Genomic DNA, 23,932 nt, shown 5'->3' on the forward strand with positions numbered 1-23,932 from the left:
AAATTCTCTAAGCCCAGATCTCGAGGTTGTCCGAGCGGGTGATTCGACGGTCCAGGGTGGTATTGAGGATCGCGGACATGCTGCAGGCATCGAGCATTTCGTCCACTGTGGTGCGGTCTGCGCTATCAAGCTGTGCGTAAATATCCTGCACACGCTGCAGCAAATAGAAACGGTAGGGCTGCGCCAGCGCCGCGATAGTTTCGCCGCGGACTGTGAATTCGGCAGTTCCCATCGCCTGCGCGAGGCGCCCCACTGCGGGTGCGCCGGCCTCGGGCTGATTCTCAGCCAACCAGGTGTTGATGAATTTTGCGGCGGCCTGGGTTTCCGGCACAAAATCTTCTGCCAGCACCCGCAGCACCGCTAGTAGCGTTTCCGGCACTTCATCGTCCGCCAGTAACTCAGACCCGGCGTTGAAATACTCCGGGGCATCCTGGTCAGGCCGGTTCATCCGCTCCACCCAGCGGTAAACGCGCGTGGCGCGCTGCTGCATCATTCGCGCGGGATGGGGGTCGCGGCCAAGGTGAGCGTACATCGGCGCAAGTAGTCCAAAGTCACCAACACAGGGCCGCCAACCCAGCAAATAGGGATACTGCTCAAAGTGCGCGTTCAAGGCCTGAATATATTCAAGATAAAGATTCTCGACCACGTCCCGGCTCTGGTCCGTGACACCAAAAATCATTGCAGCGTGACGCATGCGATTCATCATGGCCTCGGTTTTTTCCTCACGCTGGGGCGTATCCCGTTGTGAGTACAGGAAGTGATAGCGAACAAAATCAAGGTTGTCCTGTGGAAAGTTCCAGCGATAGTGCATGGCCGGGCGCAATAAGCCATCGGTACCTACCACATCAAACAGCGCGCTGATAATCTGCTGGCGAGGGCCCGCCGGCTGGGACGGCCGACCATTGGCCGCCTCGAAGTGTTCGATGATTGCAGCCCCGTCACGTATCACGTCACCGGACGGCGTGACCAAGGTAGGAATGGTGGCCAGTTTACCCTTGGGGAGCACTTCAGCTTTGAAGCTCTCGTGACCCGTGGACAGCTCCTGAAAGGGAATACCTTGCTTGATTAGATAGGAACGAGCCCGCCCTGAATACAGTGAATGGGTGATCGCATATAGCCTGTGGGTATCGGTCATGCTTGATTATTCCTTCTCATACGGTAAGCCACATAAAATGGGGTAAGTACCAGCAGTGTCAACAAAAACAACAGGAAGCCCTCCCGATACTGTTGCTGCAGGGTATTGGCTACCAGCTGGCGAATCTGCGTATAGCCCGCAGGCAATGGCAAAACACCGTTATCACGCGCATAGCGCTGGTAGCGGCTGAGCATGCGCTGAAACACCACCGGCTCGTCAGCGGCAAGGTCTACTACCTCACCGGGATCCACGGCGATATTGAACAGGCGCCACTGCCCATCACCCAAGGGCGGCTGGTTCACCACCAGTTTGTAATCACCCTGGAACAAAGCCGCATGCCCTGTCAGTTCATAGCCGATGGCATCATTCTCGCCGTAAACACGCTCCACATCACCCTCAAGCAAGGGGCTGAGGTCCCGGCCTATCATCGGCAGCACCGGCTTACCGGCATAGCGAGTACCGGGGGGCTCGACACCGGCCAAAGACAGAATCGTAGGCGTAATATCCGTGGCCCACGCGAGCGCCTGGCTCAATACCTGCTTCCGCGGCAGGGGTTCACCGGCAATGATCAGCGGGACCCGCATGCCTCCCTCCCCCGTGTAAAATTTGTAAAAAGACAGTGGGCTTGCAGCAGCGCTGGCAAAGCTGGGGCTGATCGTGTTGTAACTACCCTTGAGGCCCAGACGTTCATAATCGGTGTGATAGCCCATTCGGGCCGGCCCCAGCCTGGCGGGAAATGCCTGCGGGTCTGCAGGGCCACTACCCTCACTACCGTTGTCCGAGGTAAAAACAAAAATCGTGTTTTCAAACTGTCCGCTTGATTTGAGATACGCCACCAGGCGGCCGATGTGGAAATCCATGGCTTCTATCATGGCACCATACACCGCCATACGTTTGGCCTCGTAGCGCTTGCGCTCCTCTTCCAGGGCGTCCCAGTCGCCCGTTGTCGACATGTGGGTCATCGCAATATCCGCCGGCACCAACCCCAACTCGATCGCGCGCTGCATGCGCTGCTGTCGCAGCACGTCCCAGCCGGCGTCATATACCCCCATATAGCGGTCGATAAATTCCTGCGGGGCCTGCACAGGCATATGCACCGCCATAAATGGCACATAGGCGAAGAATGGCTGGCCGTCATTGATATTGCTGTCGATAAACTCAATGGTTTTGTCGATCAGAAACCGGGAAGAGTAGAAATCGTCCGGCAGCGTATAACGCTCGCCATCCGCGAACCAGTTGGCCTCGTCATAGAGAGGCAGGTAAGGGCGCTGTTCCCAGTTGTCAGCACCGGAATCCATCATCGCTACCGTGCGCTGGAAGCCGCGCTTGCTGGGGAGTTTTTCCGGGCTTGAACCCAGATGCCACTTGCCCGCCATATAGGTGTGATAGCCGGAATCCTCGAGCAGCGTAGCCACAGTGACCACGTTGTCGCCCAACACCCCCTGGTAGTGCGCGTGGGCGCGCTGCTCCGGCGCAAGCATCTCTGGGATATTGGGTACCCCCGCCAGATGATTATCCACGCCGGTCAACAACATGGCGCGAGCCGGCGCACAGTTGGCAGCGGTGTGATAATTACTGAAGCGCACCCCCTGCTCCGCCAACGCTGTAAGCGTTGGGGTATTGACCTCACTGCCGTAAGGGGCGATATCGGTAAAGCCCAGGTCATCGGCGAGAATAAATACGATATTCGGACGGCTTGCTGGCTCAGATGAATTCTCGACAGATTGCTCCACATTCTGCGCGAATGCGGTCGCCGCTATGACCAGTGAACCAACCAACAACATCAACCGTGCAACGGCAAAACTCACTGGCTCAATCCGTTTCAGGCAGACGCCGGGAAGCGACAAGCAGAATGATAGAAACAATCACTTCAGGGCCAATCAGATCCAGCGCCAATGTCGCGTCATGGAACATCCAGGCCACAATACGTCCAACGGCGGTGATCGTCAGCAGCATGATGCCCGGGTAATACCAGATGCGACGACGGCTGATCAGCGCAATCAGCATGCAACTCCCCAGCGTTAAGAAGAAACCCGCCATATCCCCCACCTGGGAACTCAGTGCCACACCTTCCCCCAGCGTGAGGCCAAAATTGGGCGCCACACCCGCGGGCGCTACCAGCCAGCGTAGACCGGTCACCATGAACAACAGCGCCGGCAACAGTACCAGAACTTGCAATACCCTATTGATAACAGACATGTTGCTCACTCCCGTTCTGCGATTATCTGCATCATACGATGCGCAGTTTCCAGACCCGAATTCTGGTTCTGCCCGGTCACAAAACGTTGCTCATCATCCACCGTGACATGGGTGGCCAGCAAATCCCTGAAAGCCGTCTGGCTTTCAAAAATGACGCCGGCCTTACGCAATTCCGTTTCCGGGTGCAACGGCGTGAGCTCAATGCCCAGTTCCTTGATCTGTTTGTCAGTCACTCCGGTCATCCGGCGCCCTGCGATCAGCAACTCCCCTTCCCGATCGCGCGCGTTCACCAGACCCAGTGCGCCATGACAGACGCTACCAATGATCGCATTCTTGTCACCGTAGTAGGACTCACTCACCTTCGCCGCCAATACAGGTGATTGCGCCAGGTCGTAGGCGGCGCCCCAGCCGCCGGCTATGAACACAATGTCATACTGGTCGATGTCCACATCGGCGATGGGAATAGAATTCTTCACCTTGGCCTGAGCGATGGCATCTTTGAGATAGCGCTCGTCTTCCGGCGACCTAATCTGGTACTGCAAAGTCTGGGGGTCAATGGGGATTTCACCACCCTGAATACTGGCCATGTCGACCTCCATGCCACCGTCGAGGAACGTATAGTATGGGTGAGTGAACTCAGATGCCATCACCCCGGTGGCCGGGCCCTCCGTCTCCCCGGGGGCCGCCAGTACACCGTGACTGGTCGTGATCACCAAGGCGCGCTTGCCCGGCAACTCGAAGGAGGGACCGTGATATTCCGGGTGCAGGCCAGCCTTGTGCAAAATGGTAGGCAGGGCCATCAGGAACACACCCACTACCACCACCACAACGGCGAGTACTGAAAAAATCTTTTTCATGATAAACCTCAATTAACAAACCAGGGCAGACGACGATTTGCGCAAAGGCTAAATCGTCGTCTGCCCTCGATTTCCAACAACTAGTTGGGCCAATAGATATATTCGTCGCCTGGCTCGAAACGCTGGTCCAGTGCCTTGTCGATGGCGATAGGCATTTCAGTGACGGGCGGATACAGCGGCCCCCGGGAACTGCGCTGGTGCTCGTCGAGCAAGGCCATCAACTCGGAGAGCTTCTCCGGGTGCGAGTCGGCGAGATTGTTCTGCTCGGTGGGATCTTCAGCCAGGTCAAACAGCCAGCGTTTATCGGGCCGGCCAGTAACCTGCAATTTCCAGTCGCCGTGGCGGACCACACGGTAGTGCCCGCTCTGCCAGAACAGGGTCTCGCGATCCCAGCCCTGCGCGCCCTGACCTTCACGCTGGATCAGCGGCAGTATATTCGCTCCGTCAATCTCGACACCCTGGGGCTCAGAAGCCTCGGCTGCGGCCACCAGCGTCGGCATCATATCGATATGCGCCACTGGAGTTTCCGACACCGTACCGGCCGCGATTTGAGCGGGCCATTTAATAAACAGTGGCACGCGTATTCCGCCTTCGAAATGGCTGATCTTCCAGCCGCGGAAAGGGTGATTAACCTCCGGCAATCCAAGGTATCCCGGGCCGCCATTGTCGCTGGTAAACAGCACGATGGTATTGCCTGCCAGGCCCTCTTCCTCCAACGCGGCATTAATTCTACCCACGCTGCGATCAAGGGAGCGGATCATAGCTGCATATACGCGCAGGCGATGGGGCTTGATATCACCCACGGCCTCGTAGTCTTCCCGGGTAGCCTGCAGGGGTGTATGCGTACCCCAGTGGGCCAGATAGAGGAAGAACGGACGGTTCTTGTTGGCCTTGATCACCTTGATGGATTCATCGGTCCAGTAATCAGTGAGATAGCCGCCGGGCTCAAAGCGGTCTTCATCACCGGTATTAAAACTGTTGGCGTAGGTCAGGCGCGCCCAGAGAAACTGGTCAATAGGATCGAAGTCCAGCCTGGCATTCACCACGTTCGGATCGTCCTCGGGCAGGTACAGGCCGCTGGCCATCAGCAGGCTCTCGTCGAAGCCCTGTTCATGAGGCGCCATGCCATTTTTTCTCCCCAGGTGCCACTTACCGATATGGGCCGTCTGGTACCCCTTGTCACGCAGTATTTCGGCAACCGTGACTTCTTCTGGCGGTAGGCCCTGCGTCTCATAGGGTGGCTTGGATTCCTCCAACTCGGCGTCGTATGTGCCCCGCGGCAGGCCATTGTCCATGGCGGCAGCGATGCTGGACACCATCCCTCCCATGCCCGAGGGGGTTGGCGTGAACTCAAACCCCGTTCGTGTGGGGTAGCGCCCGGTCATCATCATTGCGCGCGACGGAGCACAGGTGCCCGCGCCGGAGTAGGACTGGGTAAACACGGCACCCTCGGCTGCCAGCTGATCGATATGCGGCGTCTGCACACGACCACCGGCCACGCCTCCGCCAAAGGTGGAAATGTCGTTGTACCCAAGGTCGTCTGCCACGATAAGAATGATATTCGGGGGACGCTGGCCGGCCTCGGCAGTAGGCTTTGCGGGGCCCTGCGCCCAGTTGATTTCTCGCGCAGGTCCGGTGGCATACTCGTTGGCGGACTTATATTTGACCAGGGCCAGAAGCAGCTGGGTTTTCATCGAGTAGCCCGCCGCGGCTGCCACCGCAACCAGGACCAACACTGACACAAGTACTCTTTTCAACATACCTTACTCGGACACGCGGGATCGCTCCGCTGGTCAATTTATTTATGGCACAAATACTGTCATAATAAACAAATTATGTAAACCATGGAATGTCAGCCTATATTCCTAGGACACCGATCGAATAATGAGGGCGCAATGAAAAAACTGAGCTTGGTCGACAAGGGGTTCCTACTGAGTGAGAGCCGGGAGACCCCCATGCATGTGGGCGGGGTCAGCCTGTACACCTTGCCCGATGGCGCCAATGAAAGTGAATTCCTGCACGGCCTGGCGGCAAATATGCGCGACGCACAGACCCTGCTACCGCCCTTTGGTGATCGGCTTAAAACAGGCAGACTGGGCGTGCCAGGACCCACTTACTGGCAGCCGGACCCCGCTCTGGACATGGAGTATCACGTTCGCCACTCCGCCCTACCCCGCCCAGGGCGCTATCGTGAATTGTTTACCCTGGTCTCGAGGCTACATGGCACGCTGCTGGACCGAAGCCGACCACTGTGGGAAATGCACCTGATCGAAGGTTTGCAGAACAGACAGTTTGCCGTTTATACCAAGACCCACCACGCCGCAGTCGATGGTGCTCGCTCTACGCACGTGGCCCGCAGCATGCTATCTGCAGACCCTTCCCACAGGCTCGAAGAGTCTCCGCTGTCGCTCAACACCTGGGAGAAGTACAAGGCCAACCTGTCTCTCGGCAAGCGCCCCGACTACAGCACCTCAGAAATGCGCGATGTAACAGACGTTCTTAAAGCCAGCCTGGACAGTGGGGCGAATATCTTCCACGCCGTTAAGGGCTTCGCCAACGCCTGGTCCGGCCGCAATGACAAACTGGCCTTGCCGCACCTGAACGTGCCGCGCACCCCGTTAAACAGCAACGTAGACGGCGCCCGACGTTTTGTCGCCCAGTCCTGGCCATTTGCGCGCATCAAGGCGGTCGCGAAAGCCTTCGACGGGACGTTTAACGATGCGGTCCTGGCCATGTGTGCAGGCGCGCTGCGACAGTACCTCCAGACCCACGCCGAGCTTCCACAAGAATCGCTCAAGGCCATGGTGCCAGTTTCAGTGCGTCAACCCGGAGACGTAGACTCCGGCAATGCGGTCGCGGCTATTTCCGCCGATCTGGCAACCACCGTAGCCGACCCCGCCGAGCGATTTCGGCAGATACAATCATCAGTGCAGGCGGGCAAGGACTACTACGGTGAAATGTCTCCCAGTGAGCGGGAACTGTTTTTCATGATCATCCAGGCGCCAACAATGCTGCTGGTGCCGACAGGGCTGATTTCTCGCCTGCCCGCCTATAACGTCGCCATTTCAAATGTGCCCGGCATCAGGCAACCAATGTACTGGAACGGCGCTCGCATGGACGGCTCCTATCCATTGTCTATCGTCATGGATGGCATGGCACTGAATATCACCCTGGTTACTTACGACCAGAATGTAGATTTTGGCATCATCGCCTGCCGCCGCTCTCTGCCGCTTGTGCAACGCCTGATCGACTACATGGAAGAGGCATTGCAGGAATTGGAAGATGCGGCGGGAATACAGGCAAAAGTAACAAAGGTGGCGAAACAACGTCCCGCCGCAAAACGTAAATCCACTAGCGCGAACAAAGCCAAACCTAAGCCCAAGGCTAAGCCTAAGAAGGTGCGAGGAAGATCAACGAAACCGAAACAGTAAAGGCACTCGGCGCCTTATTCGGCCGACGCGTCCGGTACCATCCTCGGGTCGCCCGCAATCTGGCTCTTCAGCAAATTTTTAACAATGCTGCTACTGCTCTTCTTGCTCAGCCCCTGGTGATAGCGCAGCCTGTGCCACATTTCAAATGAGCTTATGGCGTATATAGCTTCACGTTGTTCACGAGGTGCAGCCTTGAGCTCAGGTAACCAATCATCCAGGTCCTTGCGTAAACCGCGTTGGTTGCGGGCGTAATTCTTGCGCAATATTTCGTAACGCCAGAGTAGAGCATGGGTACCCAAGACTATATTGCTGACACTTTCATAAGCATCGGCATGTCGGTCTACCGCATGATCAATTCGCTCAGCCAGCGTACCTTCCCTATCGCCGCCGAGGAAAAGCGCTTCGTAGGAACCGCGAATCTGATCGTCCGCAGCTTCAAACAAGGTTTCCATATCCTCAAAGTGACGGAAAAAAGAGCGAATACCGACACCGGCACGATCGGATATCTGCTGGGCTGTAGGCACGAGCACGCCTTCTTCCTGCAAAGCCAACGCTGCCTCGACAATGGCGAGGCGGCTGCGTTCACTGCGAAGTCGACGCCCATCTACAACCTCGGCACCTGGATTCTTTGACATAGTGATCTCGAATTAACTTCTATAACACTGATATAATGACATTAATTATGCAATAACACGTCGAGTTTTTCCAGCCATGACGAATATAACATTCTGGGGCGTGACTGCATCCCCCTACCAATTGAAGATGCAATCACTGGCCGACTACGCTGAAGCGCCCTGGCAACGCCTACCGGACCAGGCAAACCCACCCCGCGCAATCGCGCTATTACTGCGGCTGAAACTGGCTCGCCAGCGTGGCGCTGTAAAGCGATTTCCGCAATACCAACCTGATCTGGACGAGTACCCCGAGGTGCCTTACTACAGCCTGGACGGCAGACAGTTCTACTACGATTCGACTGGGCTCGCGCTGCACCTTGATGCGATCCAGACATCGGAGAAAAACCTGCTACCTGCAGACGCAACCACCCGATTCCTGTGCCGCTTGATAGACGATGCTTTCGATGAGTTCGGTCTCTACATGGTGCATCACAATCGCTGGATCACATCGGCACATACCAACGTAATGGCCTCGATGACGACAGAGGAAATGCGCTCTCTACTGCCGCCCGTCATTCGCAATCGCATCACCAGCAATCTGGCACAGCGCCAGGTGCGCCGCTGTCCCTATCTATTCAGCGTGGCACCGGAAGATTACAGCTGCGATATATCAGCGGAATTGACACCGCCACCACGAATCGGCTTTCCCGCAACTCATGAATTGCTCGATAAGGCCTGGCGCCGTTATCTCGCTGCGATGGAGCACGTACTGGAGCAGCAGCCCTATCTGCTGGGAGAGCGCTTCACCCTGGCCGATGCCAGCGCCTATGGGCAGCTGGGCATGAACCTGGTGGATGGCCGGGCCGCAGATATCATGCGCGAGCTGGCACCACAGACTTTCCAATGGTTAAACATGATCAGGAGCGGCCAGCATCGCGGAAGCACTGGCACAGTATGTTTCACAGACAGGCTGACACCGCTCTTACACGCTATCGCTGACACCCACCTGCCACTGATGCGACAGAACGAAGCGGCGTATGAGAAAGCCTCAAGCAACGGACAACAACTGTTTAATGAGGCAGCCTTTGATCGGAACGAAGCCCTCTATGACGGCAGCCTGCTGGGGCTGCCATTTCGCTCCGTTATCAAGAGCTTCCAGGTATCCAGTTGGCGGGAGTTATGTGAACAATGGCTGGCGCTGAAGAACAGTGCACGCCAGGAGATAAACACCGCGTTCCCTTTTCTGGACAGCGCAGCGTTTACGGTGAAAGGTGTCCACCGCGAGGTGGGCACCGCAAACGATCAGGCAGCGCTGGACTGACCTGAGGGCGCATCGGCAACGATTGAAGCGAGGCGGTCGCTAATAATCCGCTCAGCATCCGAGACGATATTTTTCACCAGCTCATCACAGCTGGGAATATCGTTTATCAAGCCGCCACACATGCCGACGGTAACCATGCCCGCCTCGACATCTCCGGTACTCCAGGCTTTCTCCTGGTTGGCACCGGAAACGAGGTGGTGCACCTGTCCGAAATCACCACCAGCAGCTTCAATGGCAGCCACCTCGTCAGCGATCCCATTGCGATACACCCGCGCGGTATTCTTGTAGCTGCGGAAAATCAGGCGGGTCTGGTTCTCATCCATCTCCACGACTTTCTGTTTGATGCCCTCGTGTATTGGCGCTTCCTTGGTCACCAGGAAGCGAGTGCCCATATTGATGCCCTCGCAACCTAGCGCCAGAGCAGCAGCCAGGCCGCGGCCGTCAGCGATACCACCGGATGCCAATACGGGAATTTTGAGTGCCTGTGTGGCCGCAGGGAACAGCACCAGGCCACCTACGTCCTGCTCACCCGGGTGACCAGCGCACTCGAACCCATCGATGCTGACAACGTCGACGCCGATGCGCTCGGCCTTCAGTGCGTGACGTACTGCCACACACTTGTGAATCACTTTTATACCGGCCTCTTTAAAGCGATCCATAAAGGGCTCTGGGCTTCGACCGGCGGTTTCCACAATCTTGACGCCGCTCTTGATAATCACATCCACGTATTCGTCGTAGTCGATTTCGCTGGCAACCACTCCAACCGTGAGGTTCACGCCAAAAGGATTGTTAGTGAGCGAACGGCAACGGGCGATCTCGGCTTCCAAACCCTCAGGCGTGGGCTGGGTCAAAGCGGTCATCACACCGAGGGCACCAGCATTGGAAGCCGCTGCCGCGAGATCAGCAGTACCAACACGCATCATCCCGCCACAAACAATGGGGGTTTCGATGCCCAAAAGCTCTGTAAGTCTTGTTTTCATCCGATAAATCCTCGCCTGTGTATTAAGTCTGTGTATCGCGCAAGGATACCAAATATGGCACCTACTATGCCAATAATATTCATGTGCTGCGTTTACCCAAATTTACATCAGACGGACAATACTTTCCGCTGAGGTGCCGATTCCCCCAGAGTGCCTTCTCCTGTTTCTCCGGGGGTACGCCTCACAAGTGACCTAGTTGTGTTGCTCTGGTGTCTGCTGGAGTTTCTGGCCACGCCAAGCCTGCTGGATGACGTAATCACGAATGGCTGCCCTGATACCCAAACCCCGTGTCAACCTCACCCGCTATCACGGCGTTTTGGCGCCAAATCACCGCTGGCGCGGACTGGTCACGCCAGCCAAGCGTGGAAAAGGAGTCAAGTCTATTTCCAATGCGGAGATCCGCTCTACAGCGGAGCGACATGCGGCGATGACCTGGGCTCAAAGACTCAAGCGCGTATTCAATATAGACATCGAGGTCTGCGCCCGCTGCGGCGGATCTGTCAGAGTCATCGCTTGTATCGAGGACCAAGACGTCATCGATAGAATTCTGGCTCATCTGCACGCGAAGGAACAGAACACCCCCACCCTGCCACACCTAGCACCGCCGACCAGAGCACCACCTGAGACATTGGCTCTTTTCGTTGGGAAGGATTCCAGCACAACAGCACTGCACCAGCAAGGAAGCCAGTGAAAACCGCATGGCATGAGCTGTTGCGTGCTCTCGTTCAGGAATGAACGGATATGAATGGCATGCTCAACGCCGCGAACAGAAATTTCAGGTCAATAGGCGGGAATTTCTCGAATTTCCATAGTTCAGCAAGTCCAGTCAACAGAGTCAGCGCGGAAATCTACTCTCAACAGGCCGTTAATATGCCCTATACTTCGGTCCTTCTGGTATTGTTCCTTGAGCGTCCGCTTTCGCCTAATAAGAGACACAATTAGATTATCAAATACTAGGGCAAATTAGAGAAACCGCCCGAAGGCGGTTTCAATGGGTTGTTATTCATGCAATTTAGGAATCTCTAACGTAGCAAGCGTCATCAAAGCAATCGACGTGGAGTTGCTCACCATCTCCGCATCCGAGCAACCAGGTCTCTTTGTCTTCTTCGACAGATAGTAGAGAAACATACTCTTCACACATCATTGCATTAGCAACTCCAGCTACTTGATCGCGATGCTTGGGGTCGAATTTCTTCGCTTCGGTTCGAGCGACCTGACGAGACTTTTGATCTTTACCTTTGATAATTTCCTCAGGTGAAAGCGCACTGATCGCGCAGTTCTTTTGTATCGATGTCTTCCGCAGTGCTTCGTACTCACCTTGAAGGTTCGCATATTCGGCAGCCTCAGGACCATCCCCTCCCTCGAGAGCGAATAGTGCTGGCCAAAAAAGGACTAGTCCTACGCCCATCTGCCAGTTGTCTGCCGTTCTCTCTCGCTTGAGCTGGTTATAGAGCGTCCGTGTACGCTGACCGACGTAGTCCATCTCTTCGGCGACCTGAGGGCAAGAAAACTGCTGGTATTTTGCCGTCGAGACATATGCCGCGCCGATTTTATCTGGATTTGAAGCGCAGCCCACTGTCAGCGTCAGTGCGCCTACTGTGACTGCCGCAAGCATATTTTTTGCCTTCATAATTTATCTCCCTTCTAAGTAGCTGATGATTAGCCGAGCTACATCTTCGGCCAGTGACATCAATTTTGGAGATTTCTTTGAGCTTCCAATATGATCAAATCCGACAGTTGATTGATCGATTCCGCCACGCTGTAGACTCTCGATCTAGTTATCGATGGTCAAGAGTCCGCTTTGAGGTGAAAGCGGAAGTATTTGCCGCTCACATCTAAGGCGGCCTGAAACGCCCGCAGGGGCTGTGGCCCTTTGACCGGCTGCTAACGACTCGGAAGGGAGATCGCTGTATCCTCACGGGACATCAAAAAAAGTGCTGGGATGCAAAGTATGAATCTACGACGTTTTGAATGGCTGGGAAGATTTTTCGCGGTGGCAGGTGTAATCCTCTCGCTTTGCTTGGTGGCATATGAAATGAAACTGGCCAGAGACGTTGCAATGGCTGACCTTTACCAGCAGCGTGTAGATATGGACCTGGCTGGATATCGGGAATTTTTTGATGGCGCAGAATACTTCGAAGCGCTAGTCCTCTATCATGACGGAGAAGAGCTATCCTTTAAGCAAGAATCGATGCTGCAGCTAGCCTACCTGATGACCCTTACTAGCATTGATTCTGCTTACTACCAGTGGGAGCTAGGACTGGTACCGGACGACGAATGGATTAGAAATCGCTCAGAAACTGCATTACAGCTCCAAGAGAATCCGCTTGCTATAAAAGCTTGGAACAACGGTGCAGGGTTTAGACAGGGCTTTGTTGACGAGATCGAATTGCTGGTTCCACAAATGCAAGATGAGCCAGAGACGTCTAAAAATAAATGACCGCGGTTGGCACATCGCTGTCGGTTATGAAGTCGAAAGCTGGCTGTAAATTTCGTCCGCTTTGAGGTGAAAGCCGACATCTACCCCCCCCCAGATTCAAGGAGTCTGACCCCTTGAACTCCGAGGAGTCTACGCAACCGAATCAAGCAATTTTGGTGAAAGAGGGCTTATCGGTCTCCTGACAAAACAGGTCGTTTAGTGTCCGCTTTCGCCTACTTTGCGACCTTTGAGGTATGCTATGTTTAATGTCCGCTTTCGGCCTCCAAGGTGGACAACAGATGTCCGCCAGCTAGAGATTATTTTATGAGATTAATGCAAATACGCCTGTGCATCTTATCGGCCATGATTTTTTCAACTAACGTCATGGCAGGTATTCCTGAAAAGCCCAATTTTCTGCTTATCGTTGTAGATGATATGGGTTATTCCGACATCAGCCCATTCGGGGGCGAAATAGAAACGCCGGCGATCCAATCAATCGCTGATAAAGGTCTTAAGTTTACGAATTACTACGTTGGTCCGAGCTGTTCGGCAACTCGTTCAATGCTGTTGTCGGGTAACGACAACCATGTAGCGGGTCTCGGCAATATGGACGAGCTCCTCACCTCCCACCAGAGGGGTAAGCCTGGCTATGAAGGCTATTTGAATGACAGAGTGGTTTCTTTGGGCACTGTCCTGAAAGGCGCTGGCTACAACACCTACATGGCTGGCAAATGGCATTTAGGACACGAACCAGAGCAAGACCCGTCTCGGCGAGGTTTCGACAGGTCGTTTACCCTCCTACAGGGAGGAGCTAGCCACTTCGATGATGAATGGATGATGTACGCCAATTACACGCCCACCTACAGGGAAGATGGCGTGCGAACCCATGTTCCATCCGGCTTTTATTCTTCTGAGTTTTACGCCAACAAGATAATTAGCTACATGGAAGAACAAAAAGACGACAAGCCATTTCTTGCTTACCTCGCGTTTACTGCCCCACATGACCCTCTGCATGTTCCTGACGAGTGGTTAGAGAATAAAACCTGGGATTACAAAAAGGGATACGACAAGATTCGGGCTGAGCGGCTGTCGCGGATGAAGAAACTGGGCATAGTTTCTGATGAGGCGCAGCTTTCTCCCTGGGTGACGGGGGTGCCAGAATGGGGCGACCTTTCAGAGGACGAGCAAGCCAAGGAAATAAGGCTTATGGAAATTTACGCTGCGATGGTGGCGAATATTGACCACCATGTTGGTCGAGTGCTGAGTTATCTTGAAGAGTCTGGCAAGGACAAAAATACTATTGTTGTGTTCATGTCTGACAATGGTGCAAACGGATTCGATATGGCGAGCTACCCACGCACGGGCCAAGACTGGGTCGATCGAAATTCAGATAACCGTTTATCCAACTGGGGGAGACGTGGTTCCAGAATCGCCGCCGGTGGCGGATGGGCACAGGTCAGTTCGACCCCATTCCACCTCTACAAGCACTTCCTCGCAGAAGGCGGAATACGATCTCCACTGATAGTCAGTGGACCTGGAATTCCATTCGAGGGAGAGACTACGGATGCGCTTGCCCACGTTATGGACATTGCTCCTACGTTCATCAGTTTGGCCGGAGCAAAGTATCCTGAGCATTCCAATGGCAATAGGCTACGGCCGCCGCTGGGTAAGCCCATGGGCCCTCTGTTGTCGGGGAGTAGCTCCAAAATCTATGAGGCTGACGAAGCTCTGGGTTGGGAGTACAACGATTCCAAGGCGCTAAGGATGGGGCAGTACAAAGCTACTCTAACTGTTGAACCATTCGGCAATGGCCAGTGGCAGGTCTTCGACGTTAGTGTTGACCCCGGGGAAAAAAATGACCTGTCTAGCGCTATGCCAGAACTTACAGAAGACCTGATTGAGGCGTGGGGGGACTTCGCCAACACGGTCGGTGTGGTTCCACTTGAGGCCGCCGAATAGTCCCTAACGAGGTGAACGCGGACCCTTTCTACCCTCTGGCGCACTCCAGAACCACAAGCGTCTGCTTTCGCCTAGGAAGAGACATTCCACACATGGTGTATGTTTTCGGCCGAAAATCACTCACTTGGTTGTCGTGTTACATCTGGAATCAGGCTACTCACGGAAATTGTTCCGTGCAAATTAAAAATCATTCCGCTGTTCGCCAGATTAAATAGAGCGTATAGTCCGCAACCAGTCCAATCCTGTATCGAGCCTACTGGCCACACGCCTCTATCCTCCTTATTGCGACTCTGTCTTGCTAGCAAGCGAATAGTGTCGATTCATAGTACCTGCGGTCTGCGCTTCTCAATCTTAATGAGGGCCGCCAGCGTTTTAGCATCACCCTGTTCTATAGAGCAGCGTTCTGCCACGCGTTTTCTTAATGCTAGGTGCACCTTAATTTGTAGTTAGTAGTTCTAGGATCACAATGGCCACAGGCAGCGAAGAATCTCACGAGTTACAACCCGCTATAATTTCCTACGTTAAAGATTTGCCTAACGTGTGTTCGCTTGCTGGCTTGGCCTGCACAATATTGGCGATTTATTTTAGTATCCTTGGTGTTTACCACGCGGCGATGATTGGCATGATCTGGGCCGTTGCTTTCGACTGGGCCGATGGGCTAATTGCTAGAAGAATGAAGGGTCGTACAGGCAGCGACCAGATATTTGGCGGTCAACTCGATCTGCTAATAGACATTGTGAGCTATGGCGTCACACCTGCGATTCTTTTGCTTAGCTATGGGGAGTTCGACCCCATATTTCTGCCGGTAGCGTTCGTAATGCTCGCTGCCGCAGCAATACGGTTAAGTTACTTCAGTACATATGGTTTGTCGGACGAGTCTAAGTACACAGGGCTGGCGCTGGATAACAACAACATTGCCTTGGTGTTCATCTTCATTTTTGAAAACGTTTTTCCTCACGAAATTTTCACTGTAATCCTATATGTCACTGCCCTGGGTCTTGCCGCGCTGAATGTATCACAGATCAAAACACCCAAATTTTCTGGCGTCCCCCGCAATGTTTATCTACTTACGTTTTACACATTTGGAATAACGGGCATTTATGGATGGAAACTTTTATAGCAGGCATCAAAGTCGGTGCCGAATGGTGCCGGAAGTTACTTTTTTCACAGGAAAAAATGCCACATGATTGTATATACCTTAGGTACTTTTGATTTGTTGCACGTAGGACATCTTGCTTTACTGGCATATTGTAAATCGTTAGGAGACACCCTGGCCGTTGGCGTTGCTTCAGATCGAGTTGTTAATTCATACAAGCCCAACGTGCCAGTTATTCCTCTTGAGGAGCGAATGGAAATGCTCAAAGCATTGCGGTGCGTTGATATTGTTCGACCCTACTATGAGCTTGAATACGTCTCTGGTTGCAAAGCACTAAATGCCGATATTTTCGTAGTTGGTGAAGATTGGGGAACTAAATCCCACAATATTGCGGTGGAGTCTTATCTGAAATCGGGAGGTAAGCAGATCAAACAGGTGCTTTACGATCCCCGCACTTCATCCACCAAAATAAAACAAAATGTCAGGGATCAAACTAGTAACGGAATCTACTCTAAATTGTCTGTCGCCTAGTGGCAAAAAGTAGACCTTGAACCACTGAAGTTGAGGCGTTTCTAGCGGGCGTTGAGGTGAAAGTGGACATCTAGCCCACTTGGGCCGATTCTGGCTCCAAAAGGTCCGCTTTCGCCTAATAGCGGTCTTCGGGGTATCCTTACTTCGAGATCCTGAGAACGCAGACAATGACTATTATGCAGTAGAGTTCTATGGCGGTGCACTACCTTCACCTGGGGACGATAAAGATAGTTCTGAATCTCCTAGATCAGATGTTTCAATAGTCGATATTCTAGAGGATATCTTGGATGAGGAGCCTGACCGAGATGACGAAAATGACGATCCTTTGGAGGTTGCAGCTAACGGCGATATAACTCCAGTTGAACAATGGGATGGCTATAATAATGGTAATGCATCGTCCTTCCCATCAACCACTGAGAATGAGCGGTTTAATGCATGTATGGATAATTGCCTAAATCCAGACGACCCTATTGCCGATGCACAAATATGTACCGTTTCAGGAACACTTACTGAGCAGGTTCTTCGGCGGAGGGTCATTACTCAGACACCCTATGGTGCCGGAGTCGAGGTGGTTTGTAGTGCGGCGGGCTACGTCTATACCCGTGGCTCTTGTCACCAAAGATGTGCAAACTACTGAGTCATGTAAGGTGCTTGCCATTGAGAAATTTCATGAATCGTAAAGAGCAGTACAGCATCATGAGAGGTGCAGGTAGCGTATTGGTAAAAATGGGGCCGTGCCCTATGTGCCACAAGCTGATTTTTGTTGATGAAGAGGATTGTCCGCATTGCGGCTACGCACTTACCGAAGAAGAGCGTCAACATATGATCAAGAGAATTGAAAAGAACAATCGATACAGTATGGCCTTCGGTGCATTGTTCTTTGGTTCTTTGTTTGGTGCAGTGGTCTACTTTATCGTATAGGCATTGCCTGAAAGACGTTTGATAAAAAATCCTACTTTTCGCAGTATTATCGCGATAACGGATGAAACAAATTAATCTTGAACAGTCGGAGTTTTCTACTTTTGGCTGGAGCGATTATGGGGGGCTCTACTGGACGTCCTGGCAAGTTTGAGGCCTATTTTTTTTCGTTCAGCATAGCGAGGAAGTGATGAGACAAATTTTCAGAATGCTAGTGGCGATAGCGGCGATGGCGCAAATACCCGCTCCAGTAGCAGAAGTTCTAGAGCTGCAATTAATAGACTTCGGGCTCTACAACATAGAAAACGCGATTGACCGGCCGTTGCCAGGCATCACTTCATCCAGCCACAAAATCCAAGGTAAGGAGACGCTGATTAGGCAGACTGATATTGTTCCAGCTGTATTGGGAAATAAATTCGGTTTCCGATACAAAGTGGTGGGGCAGAACGTTGGCTCGGAGATTGAGCTAAAAGTTGTAATAACGTACCCCAGTCAAGGTCTGCATGATCCGAAAACTGGAAAGGTGCATCTCAAAGATGTCTATAGTATTCCAGCGATCATCGGAGCAACACAGACAACATATTACAGTTTTGATCATGAGTGGGAACTTGTCGAAGGGGTCTGGGTTCGCCAGCTATGGCGCAATAACCAGCTGTTAATAGAGAAAAAATTTGAGGTGACCAAGAGCAATGAAGCGGCATGCATAGAACACCAGTGCCCACAGAGCTAGAATTGGACGAACAAGAAAACACCCATTCATGTGAATGAATCCGCTGTATTTTCCCAGTCAGTTTTGCATTCAATATTGCGCCGAGAATGAGTATGGAAATCAGTAAGTTGCTATGTCAAGAATCATGTTGCTGAACCCAGTGTTCGTTCCGTAGTCGAAAGCTGTGCCATGGTTTTGCTTCTCGCCGAGACCAGCAGGTAATCGGCCTGGGGGGCATTAAGAACACATATCTTCTCGCCCCGCAGCCGATATCCACCGCCCTGCGTATCGCCAAGCGGCTGGGCCGTCACGCCTACAAAACCGGGATTGCCCCGCGATCCGGGCTCTTCCAGGGCCAGGGCTGCTTTCCGACAGCAGCCGATTAGGGCTGCGAAGACGCAAGGAAGAGACGCACACAGGAACACACCGAGCAGATCTGATCTCCAACAGCAGTTTTACTGCACGCTTTGGACGTGGCATTACTCAAGCTACTACCCCAATCTGGTTCGTTCCGCACCATAGGGACCCAAGCCCGAACCACCATGTTGGCACAAGGCAGGAATGACCGCAGCAAAACTGTCTACCAGCGCCACCAACCAGAGCAGACACCGCTCTACCAGCTCGTCGAAGCGCACTACCCCGCCTTTAGACAGGACACATAAAAGCGATTGGCCCAAATGCAGGGGAAAGGTCAGAAGGCGTAGCACCCAAACAAGAATTCCGCCACAGACATACCACACGGACGCATGGTCGGCAGAATTAAGATAATGAATCTAAAGGAAAAAATGGCGGAGAGCGAGGGATTCGAACCCTCGATAGGGTATAAGCCTATACACCCTTAGCAGGGGTGCGCCTTCAGCCACTCGGCCAGCTCTCCGGAAGGATTTTCGAACGAAATATAAACGTTGCGAACTGTGTCAGACAGGCTGTCCGACACAGGCGCGGCATAATACCACAACTAGAGCGAAATCAAAGCCATAGGACGGCTTTGAGGTGCGATTTAATCGTTACTGCCGGCAACCTTTGAACGTTTTTCATCGTCCTGGATACGGGCGTAGATTTCTTCGCGGTGAACGGCAACATCACGTGGCGCATTAACACCTATGCGCACCTGATTTCCTTTGACGCCGAGCACTGTGACGGTAATCTCGTCCCCTACCATCAGTGACTCGCCTACCCTGCGGGTGAGTATCAGCATATTGTTCTCCAGTCTCTTGCCTGCCTGCGGGCGTACGCCTCTTCTGGCAGTTCGCACTCCCGACGCGGATCGGGTCCCTGCGATTATTCGAGTATTTGTAAGTGTAGTTTGCCGCCTTTCGATTGCCAGTACAAAAAACCTTGTTTCTTATACTTGCAACTTGGCATGTTCGTTAGTCAGCGTTCTCGTCATTTGGTTCCCCTTCCAGGCCAAAGGATGAGTGCAAAGCACGCACGGCCAGTTCGAGAAACTTCTCTTCGATGATCACCGAAATCTTGATCTCGGAAGTCGTGATCATCTGAATGTTAATGCCTACTTCAGCCAGCGCAGCGAACATCTGGCTCGCCACCCCGGCGTGGGAGCGCATACCCACGCCCACTACCGACACCTTGGCTATCTTGCTGTCTGAACGCACTTCCCTGGCCTTGATCTCGTTAGCCACCGCCGTCAACACTTCCTCGCCCCGGGGCAGGTCGTTCCGGCCCACGGTGAAGGTGAAGTCAGTCGTGCCATCCTCGGCCACGTTCTGCACAATCACATCGACCTCAATATTGGCATCGCCAATGGGCCCGAGAATACGGTGGGCTACGCCTGGCATATCAGGCACGCCCAATATAGTGAGCTTGGCCTCATCGCGGTTAAAAGCGATACCAGCAATAGTCGGCGTTTCCATCTCGTCGTCTTCCTCAAGTGTGATCAGGGTTCCAGGGCCTTCCTGGAAACTGTGCAATACCCGCAGGGGCACGTTGTACTTACCTGCAAACTCCACGGCGCGTATCTGCAGCACCTTGGAGCCCATGCTGGCCATCTCCAGCATTTCTTCAAACGTAATCTTGTCCAGACGGCGGGCACCATCGACCACTCGAGGGTCGGTGGTATATACGCCGTCCACATCGGTGTAGATCTGACATTCGTCAGCTTTTAGCGCCGCTGCCAATGCCACAGCGGTAGTGTCGGATCCACCGCGACCCAAGGTGGTGATATTGCCGTGCTCGTCCACCCCCTGGAAACCCGCCACCACGATGACAAAACCGGCATCGAGATCAGCGTGCAGGCGGGCATCATCAATCTCCCGAATACGCGCCTTGGTATGGGAGTCGTCGGTGAGAATCCGAACCTGGCTACCGTTGTAGCTCTTGGCCTGGACGCCGCGTTTGTTCAGCGCCATCGACAGCAATGCCGTTGTCACCTGCTCGCCAGTAGACACCAGCACGTCCATCTCGCGAGGCACGGGTCGGTCCTGAATCTCATGGGCAAGGCCAATCAGGCGATTGGTTTCGCCAGACATCGCCGAGACCACCACGACCACACTGTGGCCATCGGCGCGAAATTTCTGCACCTTATCTGCCACTTGCTCGATACGTTCGATACTCCCCACGGAAGTACCACCAAATTTCTGTACGATTAAGCTCATTAACGCTCGCAAAAGCCCGATGTTAGGGCGCTTCAGACAATTTTAGCCGGATAAAAAAGGGGCGCTATTAAACACCAGATTGGTGAAAAATTAAACCGTTTGCGGGGAGAGAAAGAATGGGAATTTGTCGGGGAGATATGCAGGCGCGGTTCGCACCGCGCCTGCTGCGGAAAATTACAGCTGGGAGGCCACCCAATCGGGCACTGCCTTGAGCACCTCAGGCAGAGCAGCGGCATCGGTGCCCCCACCCTGAGCCATATCCGGACGACCGCCGCCCTTGCCACCAAGGCGCGTGGCAAATTCACGCATCAGATCGCCCGCTTTTACCTTGTCTGTAAGATCCTTCGTGACACCTGCTGTGAGTGCCACTTTGCCATCATTAACTGCTGCCAACAGGATCACACTGGAACCCAGTTTGTTCTTCACCTGGTCCAGGGTGTCGCGCAAGGATTTTGCATCCGCACCATCGACGTTGGCGGCCAACACCTTGATGCCTTCAATCTCAACCGCGCTGGCGGTGAGATCAGAGCCAGCGCCTGTCGCCAGCTTTTGCTTCAGGCGAGCGATCTCTTTCTCCAGGTCGCGATTTTCAGTGCGCAGACCAGCAACCTTGTCTGCCACATTTTCGGTGGTGCCTTTGACCACTTCGCAGACCGCCGCGAGGCGGTCTTCCGCGGCATCCAGATACGCTAGCGCGCCGGCACCGGTCACGCCCTCAATCCGGCGCACGCCAGCGGCAACGCCCGATTCTGATGTGATGCGCATCAGGCCAATATCACCAGTGCGCGCTGCGTGCGTGCCGCCACACAATTCCACAGAGAAATTGTCTTCGCCCATCGCCAGCACGCGAACTTCATCGCCATACTTCTCGCCAAACAGCGCCATGGCGCCCGCCTCTACGGCGTCATCCATAGACATCAGGCGTGTACTCACCTCTGTGTTGGCGCGGATCTGGTCGTTAACCATCGTCTCGATCTGCTTGAGCTCGGCCGGCGTTACCGCCTCGAAGTGCGAGAAATCAAAGCGCAGGCGCTCGGAATCCACCAGCGAACCTTTCTGCTGTACATGGTCGCCGAGCACCTTGCGCAGGGCGGCGTGTAACAAATGGGTCGCTGAGTGATTCAAGCGGGTGCGCTGGCGCAAGCTGCCGTCGATCTCGGCAGTCAAGACATCGCCCTTGCTCACAGCACCTTGCAGTACTTTCACATGATGCAAATGTTGATCGGAGGCTTTGCCAGTGGCCGTGACTTCCAGTTTCACGCCGTCAGCGGTGAGGAAACCTGTGTCGCCTACCTGGCCACCTGATTCTCCGTAGAATGGGGTATCGGAGAGCACTACAACGCCCTCCTCGTCGCTGCCCAGGTTATCGACCTCGACACCGTTGTTCAGCAGCGCCGTGACCGTCCCCTCTCCCTGGGTGCTGTCATAGCCAGTAAACTCGGTGCTGCCGTCCAATTTCAACACGTCGTTGTAATCGACCTTGAAACTGCCACCTTCCTGTGACCGCGCACGCTGTGCAGCCATCGCAGCTTCATAGCCAGCGATATCCAGGCCAAGATCACGCTCACGAGCGATATCGTTGGTCAGATCGACCGGGAAACCGTAAGTGTCGTAAAGCTTGAATACGACATCCCCAGGGATCTCGTCGCCCTCGAGGCCGGCGAGCGCTTCCTCGAGGATCTGCATCCCATTGTCCAGAGTCTTGGCGAACTGCTCTTCTTCGGTGAGCAGCGCTTTCTCGATCTGGCCCTGCAGTTTCACCAGTTCGGGGTAGGCATCGCCCATCTGGTGAGCAAGCGTTGGTACCAGCTTGTAGAAGAAAGGAGCGGCGGCACCCAATTTATTGCCGTGGCGAATGGCACGGCGAATAATGCGCCGCAGCACATAGCCGCGCCCCTCATTACCCGGCAACACGCCGTCGGCTATCAGGAAGGCGCAGGAGCGAATGTGGTCGGCGATAACGCGCAGTGACTTGTGCTCCAAGTCCTTAACACCCAGAACTCTGGCTGCCTCGCCAATCAATGCCTGAAACAGGTCGATCTCGTAATTGCTGTGAACGTTCTGCATCACCGCGGCAATGCGCTCGAGGCCCATACCCGTATCGACCGAGGGCGCCGGCAGCGGATTCATTTCACCGCTGGCATCGCGGTTAAATTGCATGAACACCAGGTTCCAGATCTCTATATAACGATCGAGGTCGTCGTCCGGGCTACCGGGAGGGCCGCCGGGCACGTCTTCGCCGTGGTCGTAGAAAATTTCGGAACAAGGCCCACAAGGGCCGGTGTCGCCCATTTGCCAGAAATTGTCTTCGTCCAAACGAGAGATACGCTCGCGAGGGAAACCAATTTCGTTCACCCAGATTTCCTCTGCCTCGTCGTCGGAGGTATGGCAAGTGACCCAGAGTTTTTCCGGAGGCAGGCCCAGGGTCCCGGTCAGAAATTCCCAGGCAAAACGAATCGCTTCGCGCTTGAAGTAGTCACCGAAGCTGAAGTTACCCAGCATCTCGAAAAAGGTGTGGTGGCGAGCGGTGTAACCGACATTTTCAAGGTCGTTGTGCTTGCCGCCGGCGCGCACACAGCGCTGGCTGGAAGTCGCGCGAACATAGGAGCGAGGATCCGCGCCAAGGAAGGTATCCTTGAACTGATTCATACCCGCATTTGTAAACAGCAAGGTGGGATCATTGCCCGGCACCAGGGAGCTGGATCCCACCCGGGTGTGCGCTTGCTGCTCAAAGTAATCCAGAAAAGCTTCGCGTATCTCTACGGTCTTCATAGTGTGTCTCGGTTGTTTCGTGAGACGGGCCTCAGCCCGCCATTTGCCCTTCGGCGAATTCACGCCCGGCGATGATATGCAGGTGCAGGTGGAACACGGTCTGGCCGGCGCCTTCACCATTGTTGATCAGCAGGCGAAACGCGTCCTGCACGCCCAGTTGCTCCGCGACCTTACCCGCGGCCAACAGCAGATGACCCAACAGCGCCTGGTCAGCGCCCTCGGCATCTATCAGGCGGGGTATGCCCTTTTTGGGGATAACCAGCACATGCACTGGCGCCTGGGGGGCGATGTCATTGATGGCGATGCAATGCTCATCCTCGTAGATAAACTCCGAGGGGATTTCGCCGGCAATAATCTTTCCGAAAATGGTCTCAGACAT

Annotated in this window: 20 protein-coding genes, 1 tRNA gene and 1 pseudogene; 9 read left to right on the forward strand and 13 right to left on the reverse strand. The window is 54.1% G+C overall.

Translation table 11 applies throughout. The features are described 5' to 3' along the window. Positions 1 to 7: 7 nt before the first annotated feature. The 5 genes from EY643_RS13800 to EY643_RS13820 form a co-directional block, all read right to left on the reverse strand. Positions 8 to 1,135 (reverse strand): glutathione S-transferase N-terminal domain-containing protein, encoded by a 1,128-nt coding sequence (locus tag EY643_RS13800; protein ID WP_153239783.1) that lies wholly within the window; start codon positions 1,133 to 1,135, stop codon positions 8 to 10. After that, on the reverse strand, positions 1,132 to 2,943 hold the full coding sequence (locus EY643_RS13805; protein ID WP_240732707.1) for an arylsulfatase: 1,812 nt from the start codon (positions 2,941 to 2,943) through the stop codon (positions 1,132 to 1,134). The genes EY643_RS13800 and EY643_RS13805 overlap by 4 nt, the downstream gene beginning before the upstream one ends. Positions 2,944 to 2,947: 4 nt before the next feature. Further along, entirely contained in the window at positions 2,948 to 3,334 is a 387-nt protein-coding gene (locus tag EY643_RS13810; protein ID WP_240732708.1) for a hypothetical protein, read from the reverse strand. Positions 3,335 to 3,339: 5 nt separating this feature from the next. Next, complete coding sequence (locus EY643_RS13815; protein ID WP_153239784.1) at positions 3,340 to 4,191, reverse strand: type 1 glutamine amidotransferase domain-containing protein; 852 nt, start codon at positions 4,189 to 4,191, stop codon at positions 3,340 to 3,342. 80 nt (positions 4,192 to 4,271) lie between these two features. Next, positions 4,272 to 5,951, reverse strand: coding sequence for a sulfatase (locus EY643_RS13820; protein WP_240732709.1), 1,680 nt, complete (start codon positions 5,949 to 5,951; stop codon positions 4,272 to 4,274). 135 nt (positions 5,952 to 6,086) lie between these two features. Here EY643_RS13820 and EY643_RS13825 point away from each other — a divergent pair, with 135 nt between their 5' ends. Beyond that, positions 6,087 to 7,622 carry a WS/DGAT/MGAT family O-acyltransferase gene (locus EY643_RS13825; protein WP_153239785.1) on the forward strand — a complete coding sequence of 512 codons (1,536 nt, stop codon included), beginning with the start codon at positions 6,087 to 6,089 and terminating at the stop codon, positions 7,620 to 7,622. A 14-nt stretch (positions 7,623 to 7,636) separates the two neighbouring features. Here the strand turns inward: EY643_RS13825 and EY643_RS13830 are convergent, their stop codons facing one another. Further along, entirely contained in the window at positions 7,637 to 8,257 is a 621-nt protein-coding gene (locus EY643_RS13830) for a TetR/AcrR family transcriptional regulator (protein ID WP_153239786.1), read from the reverse strand. Positions 8,258 to 8,333: 76 nt separating this feature from the next. Here EY643_RS13830 and EY643_RS13835 point away from each other — a divergent pair, with 76 nt between their 5' ends. Next, positions 8,334 to 9,557 carry a glutathione binding-like protein gene (locus EY643_RS13835; protein ID WP_153239787.1) on the forward strand — a complete coding sequence of 408 codons (1,224 nt, stop codon included), beginning with the start codon at positions 8,334 to 8,336 and terminating at the stop codon, positions 9,555 to 9,557. Here the strand turns inward: EY643_RS13835 and EY643_RS13840 are convergent. Beyond that, positions 9,539 to 10,537, reverse strand: coding sequence for an NAD(P)H-dependent flavin oxidoreductase (locus EY643_RS13840; protein WP_153239788.1), 999 nt, complete (start codon positions 10,535 to 10,537; stop codon positions 9,539 to 9,541). The genes EY643_RS13835 and EY643_RS13840 overlap by 19 nt on opposite strands. 256 nt (positions 10,538 to 10,793) lie before the next feature. Here EY643_RS13840 and EY643_RS13845 point away from each other — a divergent pair. Further along, positions 10,794 to 11,228: pseudogene (locus tag EY643_RS13845) on the forward strand (hypothetical protein); the annotation flags it as partial. A gap of 321 nt (positions 11,229 to 11,549) precedes the next feature. Here the strand turns inward: EY643_RS13845 and EY643_RS19725 are convergent. Further along, positions 11,550 to 12,167, reverse strand: coding sequence for a hypothetical protein (locus tag EY643_RS19725; protein WP_205743072.1), 618 nt, complete (start codon positions 12,165 to 12,167; stop codon positions 11,550 to 11,552). 321 nt (positions 12,168 to 12,488) lie between these two features. On the opposite strand from EY643_RS19725, the gene EY643_RS13855 reads away from it, so the two are divergent. The 6 genes from EY643_RS13855 (at position 12,489) to EY643_RS13880 (ending at position 18,190) form a co-directional block, all read left to right on the forward strand. Beyond that, positions 12,489 to 12,977 (forward strand): hypothetical protein, encoded by a 489-nt coding sequence (locus EY643_RS13855; protein ID WP_153239789.1) that lies wholly within the window; start codon positions 12,489 to 12,491, stop codon positions 12,975 to 12,977. 312 nt (positions 12,978 to 13,289) lie between these two features. Further along, a complete protein-coding gene (locus tag EY643_RS13860) occupies positions 13,290 to 14,915 on the forward strand; it encodes an arylsulfatase (protein WP_170287401.1) in 1,626 nt (541 codons plus the stop codon). Between the two features lie 466 nt (positions 14,916 to 15,381). After that, a complete protein-coding gene (locus EY643_RS13865) occupies positions 15,382 to 16,035 on the forward strand; it encodes a CDP-alcohol phosphatidyltransferase family protein (protein ID WP_153239791.1) in 654 nt (217 codons plus the stop codon). 63 nt (positions 16,036 to 16,098) lie between these two features. After that, entirely contained in the window at positions 16,099 to 16,542 is a 444-nt protein-coding gene (locus EY643_RS13870; RefSeq protein ID WP_153239792.1) for an FAD synthase family protein, read from the forward strand. Between the two features lie 669 nt (positions 16,543 to 17,211). Then, positions 17,212 to 17,463 (forward strand): hypothetical protein, encoded by a 252-nt coding sequence (locus EY643_RS13875; protein WP_153239793.1) that lies wholly within the window; start codon positions 17,212 to 17,214, stop codon positions 17,461 to 17,463. Between the two features lie 187 nt (positions 17,464 to 17,650). Then, positions 17,651 to 18,190: a DUF3859 domain-containing protein gene (locus EY643_RS13880; RefSeq protein WP_153239794.1), complete on the forward strand. Its 540-nt coding sequence runs from the start codon at positions 17,651 to 17,653 to the stop codon at positions 18,188 to 18,190. A 765-nt stretch (positions 18,191 to 18,955) separates the two neighbouring features. Here EY643_RS13880 and EY643_RS13885 read toward each other — a convergent pair. The 5 genes from EY643_RS13885 to EY643_RS13905 all read right to left on the reverse strand — a co-directional run bounded on the left by EY643_RS13885 (position 18,956) and on the right by EY643_RS13905 (position 23,932). Further along, positions 18,956 to 19,046, reverse strand: a tRNA-Ser gene (locus EY643_RS13885). A gap of 123 nt (positions 19,047 to 19,169) precedes the next feature. Next, the gene (csrA, locus tag EY643_RS13890; RefSeq protein WP_153239795.1) at positions 19,170 to 19,367 is read right to left on the reverse strand and encodes a carbon storage regulator CsrA; all 198 of its coding nucleotides are present in this window, start codon (positions 19,365 to 19,367) and stop codon (positions 19,170 to 19,172) included. Between the two features lie 172 nt (positions 19,368 to 19,539). After that, positions 19,540 to 20,781 (reverse strand): aspartate kinase, encoded by a 1,242-nt coding sequence (locus EY643_RS13895; RefSeq protein WP_153239796.1) that lies wholly within the window; start codon positions 20,779 to 20,781, stop codon positions 19,540 to 19,542. A gap of 174 nt (positions 20,782 to 20,955) precedes the next feature. Further along, the gene (gene alaS / locus EY643_RS13900) at positions 20,956 to 23,553 is read right to left on the reverse strand and encodes an alanine--tRNA ligase (protein ID WP_153239797.1); all 2,598 of its coding nucleotides are present in this window, start codon (positions 23,551 to 23,553) and stop codon (positions 20,956 to 20,958) included. 31 nt (positions 23,554 to 23,584) lie between these two features. Continuing rightward, positions 23,585 to 23,932: a histidine triad nucleotide-binding protein gene (locus EY643_RS13905; RefSeq protein WP_153239798.1), complete on the reverse strand. Its 348-nt coding sequence runs from the start codon at positions 23,930 to 23,932 to the stop codon at positions 23,585 to 23,587.

Origin of the sequence: Halioglobus maricola (genome assembly GCF_009388985.1) — a bacterium.
Taxonomy (GTDB): domain Bacteria; phylum Pseudomonadota; class Gammaproteobacteria; order Pseudomonadales; family Halieaceae; genus Halioglobus; species Halioglobus maricola.

What these genes read in the sequence shown, in the direction of transcription:
- EY643_RS13880 (WP_153239794.1), top strand. Translation starts at nt 17,651, where the DNA reads ATGAGACAAATTTTCAGAATGCTAGTGGCGATAGCGGCGATGGCGCAA.
- EY643_RS13865 (WP_153239791.1), top strand. Translation starts at nt 15,382, where the DNA reads ATGGCCACAGGCAGCGAAGAATCTCACGAGTTACAACCCGCTATAATT.
- EY643_RS13860 (WP_170287401.1), top strand. Translation starts at nt 13,290, where the DNA reads ATGCAAATACGCCTGTGCATCTTATCGGCCATGATTTTTTCAACTAAC.
- EY643_RS13830 (WP_153239786.1), bottom strand. Translation starts at nt 8,257, where the DNA reads ATGTCAAAGAATCCAGGTGCCGAGGTTGTAGATGGGCGTCGACTTCGC.
- alaS (WP_153239797.1), bottom strand. Translation starts at nt 23,553, where the DNA reads ATGAAGACCGTAGAGATACGCGAAGCTTTTCTGGATTACTTTGAGCAG.
- EY643_RS13870 (WP_153239792.1), top strand. Translation starts at nt 16,099, where the DNA reads ATGATTGTATATACCTTAGGTACTTTTGATTTGTTGCACGTAGGACAT.
- EY643_RS13855 (WP_153239789.1), top strand. Translation starts at nt 12,489, where the DNA reads ATGAATCTACGACGTTTTGAATGGCTGGGAAGATTTTTCGCGGTGGCA.
- EY643_RS13800 (WP_153239783.1), bottom strand. Translation starts at nt 1,135, where the DNA reads ATGACCGATACCCACAGGCTATATGCGATCACCCATTCACTGTATTCA.
- EY643_RS19725 (WP_205743072.1), bottom strand. Translation starts at nt 12,167, where the DNA reads ATGAAGGCAAAAAATATGCTTGCGGCAGTCACAGTAGGCGCACTGACG.
- EY643_RS13820 (WP_240732709.1), bottom strand. Translation starts at nt 5,951, where the DNA reads ATGTTGAAAAGAGTACTTGTGTCAGTGTTGGTCCTGGTTGCGGTGGCA.
- EY643_RS13875 (WP_153239793.1), top strand. Translation starts at nt 17,212, where the DNA reads ATGAATCGTAAAGAGCAGTACAGCATCATGAGAGGTGCAGGTAGCGTA.
- EY643_RS13825 (WP_153239785.1), top strand. Translation starts at nt 6,087, where the DNA reads ATGAAAAAACTGAGCTTGGTCGACAAGGGGTTCCTACTGAGTGAGAGC.
- csrA (WP_153239795.1), bottom strand. Translation starts at nt 19,367, where the DNA reads ATGCTGATACTCACCCGCAGGGTAGGCGAGTCACTGATGGTAGGGGAC.
- EY643_RS13840 (WP_153239788.1), bottom strand. Translation starts at nt 10,537, where the DNA reads ATGAAAACAAGACTTACAGAGCTTTTGGGCATCGAAACCCCCATTGTT.
- EY643_RS13835 (WP_153239787.1), top strand. Translation starts at nt 8,334, where the DNA reads ATGACGAATATAACATTCTGGGGCGTGACTGCATCCCCCTACCAATTG.
- EY643_RS13905 (WP_153239798.1), bottom strand. Translation starts at nt 23,932, where the DNA reads ATGTCTGAGACCATTTTCGGAAAGATTATTGCCGGCGAAATCCCCTCG.
- EY643_RS13810 (WP_240732708.1), bottom strand. Translation starts at nt 3,334, where the DNA reads ATGTCTGTTATCAATAGGGTATTGCAAGTTCTGGTACTGTTGCCGGCG.
- EY643_RS13815 (WP_153239784.1), bottom strand. Translation starts at nt 4,191, where the DNA reads ATGAAAAAGATTTTTTCAGTACTCGCCGTTGTGGTGGTGGTAGTGGGT.
- EY643_RS13895 (WP_153239796.1), bottom strand. Translation starts at nt 20,781, where the DNA reads ATGAGCTTAATCGTACAGAAATTTGGTGGTACTTCCGTGGGGAGTATC.